Annotated in this window: 7 protein-coding genes; 4 read left to right on the top strand and 3 right to left on the bottom strand. The window is 64.5% G+C overall.

From position 1 onward, the window contains the following. Positions 1-109: 109 nt before the first annotated feature. The 3 genes from EN893_RS16845 to EN893_RS16830 all read left to right on the top strand — a co-directional run bounded on the left by EN893_RS16845 (position 110) and on the right by EN893_RS16830 (position 2617). A complete protein-coding gene (locus EN893_RS16845) occupies positions 110-1210 on the top strand; it encodes a hypothetical protein (protein ID WP_127267262.1) in 1101 nt (366 codons plus the stop codon). Positions 1211-1563: 353 nt separating this feature from the next. After that, a complete protein-coding gene (locus EN893_RS16835; protein WP_127267261.1) occupies positions 1564-2184 on the top strand; it encodes a nucleoside triphosphate hydrolase in 621 nt (206 codons plus the stop codon). A gap of 85 nt (positions 2185-2269) precedes the next feature. Then, complete coding sequence (locus EN893_RS16830) at positions 2270-2617, top strand: hypothetical protein (RefSeq protein ID WP_127267260.1); 348 nt, start codon at positions 2270-2272, stop codon at positions 2615-2617. 18 nt (positions 2618-2635) lie between these two features. On the opposite strand, the gene EN893_RS16825 is transcribed toward EN893_RS16830, so the two are convergent. From EN893_RS16825 to EN893_RS16815, 3 genes are all read right to left on the bottom strand, one after another. Continuing rightward, the gene (locus tag EN893_RS16825; protein ID WP_127267259.1) at positions 2636-3340 is read right to left on the bottom strand and encodes a glutathione S-transferase N-terminal domain-containing protein; all 705 of its coding nucleotides are present in this window, start codon (positions 3338-3340) and stop codon (positions 2636-2638) included. Positions 3341-3500: 160 nt separating this feature from the next. Next, positions 3501-4709, bottom strand: a complete 1209-nt coding sequence (locus EN893_RS16820) for a beta-ketoacyl-[acyl-carrier-protein] synthase family protein (protein WP_127273593.1) — start codon at positions 4707-4709, stop codon at positions 3501-3503. A gap of 5 nt (positions 4710-4714) precedes the next feature. Continuing rightward, a complete protein-coding gene (locus EN893_RS16815) occupies positions 4715-4969 on the bottom strand; it encodes an acyl carrier protein (RefSeq protein WP_128361655.1) in 255 nt (84 codons plus the stop codon). Positions 4970-5191: 222 nt separating this feature from the next. Here EN893_RS16815 and EN893_RS16810 point away from each other — a divergent pair. Beyond that, positions 5192-5458: urease accessory protein UreD (locus EN893_RS16810; protein WP_206640128.1), on the top strand; the 267-nt coding region annotated here is incomplete at its 3' end.

Genomic DNA, 5458 nt, shown 5'->3' with positions numbered 1-5458 from the left:
CCCCACAAGGGGGAGGGTGAAAGGGCGCTGATGCAAAATGCCTGTCGCAGTGCTTGCGCAGGTGCCGCCGAACAGGCCAGTTTGCGCCTGCAGAATCGGTGAGAGCGCAATGACCATCCACACCATCAAGGCCCGGGGCATTTCGGTTTCGCTCGACCTCACGGTCGGCCACATCGCCGACATGGTCGTCGAGGGTGGCGGGCGGCAGCTGAAGCCGCTGCACCGCGCACCCTGGGTCGATGCGAACGAGACACTGCCGGACAATTTGCCGGAAGGCACCGTTCGGCTGTCCGGCGATTTCCTCTGCGCGCCGTTTTCGCGCAGCGATGTCGAGGAAGCGCCGCTGCATGGCTGGCCGGCCAACAGCGCCTGGGATGTCGTCGAAAGTGCCGCGACAGACGATGGCTGGCGCGCGGTCTATCGCCTGCGGCACAAGGTGATGGGCGCTTCGATCGACAAGATCCTGACGCTGCGCGACGGCCATCCCTTCCTCTACCAGGAACATGTGTTTTCCGGCGGCCATGGTGCGATTTCGGTCGCGCATCACCCGATGACGACAATGACGGGCGGCGGCAGGCTGGCCTTTTCGCCGAAGCGGTTTGCCGCGACGCTGGACGACCCGCTGGAGCCGGATCCCGCACGCGGCCGCTTCCTGCTGGCCTATCCGGCACGATCCGCCGATCTCGGCCGTTTTCCCGCCGCAGGCGGCGGTACGCTCGACCTGACGGAATACCGCATGGGCGACCTGCGCGAGGATTTCCTCACGCTGGTCGAGACAGATCATGGCGGACCGGGCTGGACCGCGCTGGCGCGCCAGGCCGAGGACGATCTGGTGCTGGTGCTGAAGAACCCTGCCGAGCTACCGATCACCATGCTGTGGCTCAGCAATGGCGGGCGCGACTACGCGCCCTGGAGCGGCCGCCACCTTGGCGTGCTCGGCATCGAGGATGGCCGCGCCGCCGTCGGCCATGCCGCCTCGATCGGCGACAACTGGCTGAGGCGCGAAGGGGTAGCGACCGCCTTTGCGCTGGACGAAAGCCAAAGCGTTTCCTTTCGCCATGTCATCGGCGCCATGCCGCTATCTGGCGGCGAGCCACCGCAGGAGCTCACGACGGCGGATGGCCGCATGCGGCTGACGGCCGGTGGCGCGGCGCGGGAGGTTCCCTTCGACAGCGATTTCCTGCGTATTGGGCAGCCTGTGGCTGCCTGAACGAACAGCACAGTTTACTTCTGTTCGTTCAGGGGTTCCCATCAATTGCCAAAGTTGGCGCCGCCCCTCACCTGCCTGCCGGCATCCTCTCCCCGTATAGTGACGGGGAGAGGGGTGCTCTCATCACCGATTTCGCCAACTACCAGCGTTACAGAGTAGGCGCCGAGATTGCGGCTGGCCCCTTCTCCCCGTCACTATACGGGGAGAAGTGCCCGGCAGGGCGATGAGGGGCGGCGCCAACTTTGGCAAAAGACCGCCTCCAATAGCTCAAATCCCGATTTGAAATTTCCGCCAACTGCCGACAAGATACAGCGGAAATTATCGTGCCGATCATCCAGGCAAGCGAGGCTCTCATGTCCGAAATCGCCCATCTCGCCGCCACCATCTTCAAACGCGCCGGCAAGGCAAAGCGCTTCATCGTCGCCATTGCCGGTCCACCAGGCTCCGGCAAGTCGACGCTGTCGGCAAGGCTGCATGAACTGCTGCCCGAAGGGGCGGCTGAGGTCGTGCCGATGGACGGCTTCCACTATGACGACGCAGTGCTCGAGCGGCGCGGCCTGCGCGCGCGCAAGGGCGCGCCGGAAACCTTCGACTTTGCCGGGTTTGAGGCCCTGCTGAAGCGTATCCGTGCCGGCGAACCCGACATCGCCATCCCGGTCTTCGACCGCAGCATGGAACTGTCACGCGCCGCTGCTTCGATCGTCGCCACGCAAACCAAGTTCATCCTGGTCGAGGGCAACTATCTGCTGCTCGACGAAGAGCCGTGGTCGCGGCTGGCGCCGCTGTTCGATTTCTCGATCTTCGTCGACGTGCCGCGCAACGAGCTCGAGCGCCGCCTGATGGAGCGCTGGCACGGACATGGCCGCTCCGATGAAGATGCGCGCGCCTGGATCGCGTCCAACGACCTGCCCAACATCGAACGCGTGCTCGCGCGGCGCCGGGCTGCCGATCTGGTGATCGGCCTTTCCGCTTGATTCGACGGATTGCGCAAGGGGAACCTTAAGACTTTCAGGGCGTTATCCCGACACGGCAATTGTGCCAAAAGAGGGATTCGGTCCAATGGCAACCAAGGCAAGAAAGCCCGCGCCCGCCAAGGGCAAGGCGACCCAATCCAAGGCCGGCGCCGGCCCGGCGATGACAGCCCGTTCGAAGGACGCCAAGCCGGCCTTCGGCAAGGCAGCGCCGAAGAAAGTGGTGCCGACCGCAGCGAAAGCCGCGCCGAAAGCCGCAAAGCCGAAGAAGCCCGCGAGTTCCAGCGACTCCCTGAGCGGCAGTGCGATGCGCACGGCCAAGGCGACGGCCAACGTCGCTGCCGGCGCGGTCATGGTCGCCGCCCGAGGTGCTGCGTCGCTCGCCGCTTCCGTCATGGGCAAAGGCGGTTCGAAGGCCAAAGCGAAGGCCAAATAGCCGCGCTTCGAAGGCTGGCTATCCCTTGGCCGGGATGGTCAGGCCTTTCTGCACCGCCGGCCGCGCCAGGCCGCGCTCCAGCCATGTCGAGACATTGGCGAAATCGTCGAAGCCGACGAGTTCGCGGGCTTCGTACAAGCCGATCAGGTTGCGCACCCAGCCGAGCAGCGAGATGTCGGCGATGGTGTAGTCATTGCCCATGATCCACTTGCGCCCCTTCAGCCTGCCGTCGAGCACACCGAGCAGTCGCTTTGACTCGTCGCGATAGCGCTCCAGAGGGCGTTTGTCGGCGATCTCGCGGCCGGCGAATTTGTGGAAGAAGCCGACCTGGCCGAACATCGGCCCCACCGAAGCCATCTGGAAGAACACCCACTGGATGGTCTCGTAGCGGCGCGCGGCATCGATGGGCATGAGCAGGCCGGTTTTTTCAGCGAGGTAGAGCAGGATGGCGCCGGATTCGAACAGGCCGATCGGCTTGCCGTCCGGACCGTTCGGATCGATGATCGCCGGTATCTTGCCGTTGGGATTGAGCGACAGGAATTCCGGTGTCCAGCTTTCGTTCTTGCCGATGTTGACCAGATGCGGCTCATAGGGCAGGCCGAGCTCCTCCAGGGCGATCGATATCTTCACGCCGTTCGGCGTTGTCGCCGAATAGAGCTGGAGCTGGTCCGGATGCTTGGCCGGCCAACGCGTTGCGATCGGAAAGGCGGACAGGTCTGCCATGGAAACTCCTGAATGGGGTTCGCGCCGAGCGGCGCGGTCTTGGCGGGTCGGCCAAGGATTAGACGCGGCGCACGGCACGATCAATATGGCGGTGAAGGTTTCGTCGTGCACGAACAATCAACGGAATGGTCTGCCTGAGGCAGATCGCGCGCCCCTTAGATCAGACGGCCTTGAAGGCCAGCACGGCATTGGTGCCGCCGAACGCGAAGCCGTTGCTGATCGCGGCGCGCACCTTGCGCTCGCGAGGCACGTTCGGCGTGACGTCGAGGTCGCAATCGGGATCGGCCTCGCGAAAATTGGCCGTCGGCGGCACCATGCCTTCGCGGATCGCCATCACGCAGGCGATCATCTCCAGCGCCCCCGATGCGCCGAGGCAATGGGCGTGCATCGACTTGGTCGACGACACCGAAAGCTTGTAGGCATGGTCGCCGAAGACGCGCTTGATCGCTGCCGTCTCGATCTGGTCGTTGGCCTTGGTGCCGGTGCCATGGGCGTTGAGGTAGTCGACATCCTCGGGATTGAAGCCGGCATCGGCCAGGCAGGCGCGCATGGCCGCTGTCGGCCCTTCGACGGTCGGCGCGACAATGTCGGAGGCATCGGCGGAGAGGCCGGCGCCGGCGACCTCGGCAAGGATGGTGGCGCCGCGCGCCATGGCATGCTCGTAGGTTTCCAGGACCGCCATGCCGGCGCCCTCGCCGAGCGACAGGCCCTGGCGATCCGCCGAGAATGGCCGGCAGGTATCGGGCGCCAGCACGCGCAATGCTTCCCAGCCCTTCAGGATGCCCCAGACCAGCGGCGCATCGGTGCCGCCGGCGACCATCACATCGGCGCGGCCAAGCCTGATCTGGTCGACGGCCGAGGCGATGGCGTGGTTGGAGGAGGAGCAGGCCGAGGTGACGCCGAAGACCGGGCCGCGCAGGCCCAGACTCATGCTGACATGGCCGGAGGCCGCGCTTGGCATAACCTTTGGCACGGTGAAGATACCGGCGCGGTTCTTGCCCTCGACCAGGATGGCGCGATAGCTCTCTTCGATCGCCTCCCAGCCGCAGACGCCGACACCGACGACGGTGCCCATCCGATAGGTGGTGGCTTCATTCGAAACCAGGCCGGCCTCCTGCATGGCTTCTCTGGCTGCGATGGTCGCCAGCAGGCTGAAGCGGTCCATCGACACGGTCTGCTTGCGGTCGATTCCGTGATCGGGAAGCGCCTTGATTTCGCAGCCGACCTTGACCTTCAAATCATGCAGTTGGGGACTTGTGATCTGGCCGATGGCCGAGCGGCCGGCGCGCATCTCGTTCCAGATCGCGGGCGCGCTGGTGCCGAGCCCGCAAATGCCGCCCATGCCGGTGATGACAACGCGCTGCCGCATTCAGTTCAGGCTTTTTTCGCGATCAGCGCGCGCACAGCTTCGACCATGTCGCCGACGTTCTTCAGATTGCTCCAGGCGTCGACCGTGTTCATCTCGATCTCGACGCCATACTCTTCCTCAAGATCGAAGATAATCTCCGTCAGCTCGAGCGAATGGATGCCAAGCGAGGTCAATTCGGTGGTGGTGGTGATTTCTTCGCCGCCCGGCTCGGCATGAGCCTTGATCTTCGCGATGATATCCGTTGCCAGCTGGTCGGCCATTCGGTTCCTTCCCCACTATCTCGACGTTTCCCGACGCCAACTGAGCAGCGCCCCTTTTTCTCCTGGTATCAAGCCGTCGTCGTCGTTTAATGCCTCCGCCAAGCGCAGCATGACCGTACCAAGGTGGTTCCCTCTATAGAAACCGAAACGTTGTCAAGCAACAAGCTATATCGAACTCCATATCGACAAAGCCGACGGAGTGCTTAACGTGCAGGCATGGATATGGGCGAACCTAGCGGCGAACATGACGGGATTTCGACGCAGCGCGTTGCGGGCGTCGCGCGGCTTTCCTGCGCGCTCAGTGAGGGCCGCACGCGCCTGCGGCGCCTCTATCAGGACGGCGCCGCCAAGATAAGGATGCCGGCCGTCTCGGCCGATCCGTTTGAGGCGGTGCTGATCAACACCGCCGGCGGGATGACCGGCGGCGACCGTATCGCCTGGGAGGTGGATGTCGGCGCGGCCGCTTCGGCATCGATCACCACGCAGGCC

Source organism: Mesorhizobium sp. M7A.F.Ca.CA.004.04.2.1, assembly GCF_004022825.1.
In the GTDB taxonomy this organism is placed as follows: Bacteria; Pseudomonadota; Alphaproteobacteria; order Rhizobiales; family Rhizobiaceae; genus Mesorhizobium.
Note: the sequence above shows the minus strand (reverse complement) of the source record. Positions and strands in the feature narration are given on the sequence as shown.

Excerpts from the sequence above, each read along its gene's own strand:
- EN893_RS16815 (WP_128361655.1), bottom strand. The coding sequence starts at position 4,969 with ATGGCCGACCAGCTGGCAACGGATATCATCGCGAAGATCAAGGCTCAT.
- EN893_RS16845 (WP_127267262.1), top strand. The coding sequence starts at position 110 with ATGACCATCCACACCATCAAGGCCCGGGGCATTTCGGTTTCGCTCGAC.
- EN893_RS16835 (WP_127267261.1), top strand. The coding sequence starts at position 1,564 with ATGTCCGAAATCGCCCATCTCGCCGCCACCATCTTCAAACGCGCCGGC.
- EN893_RS16830 (WP_127267260.1), top strand. The coding sequence starts at position 2,270 with ATGGCAACCAAGGCAAGAAAGCCCGCGCCCGCCAAGGGCAAGGCGACC.
- EN893_RS16825 (WP_127267259.1), bottom strand. The coding sequence starts at position 3,340 with ATGGCAGACCTGTCCGCCTTTCCGATCGCAACGCGTTGGCCGGCCAAG.
- EN893_RS16820 (WP_127273593.1), bottom strand. The coding sequence starts at position 4,709 with ATGCGGCAGCGCGTTGTCATCACCGGCATGGGCGGCATTTGCGGGCTC.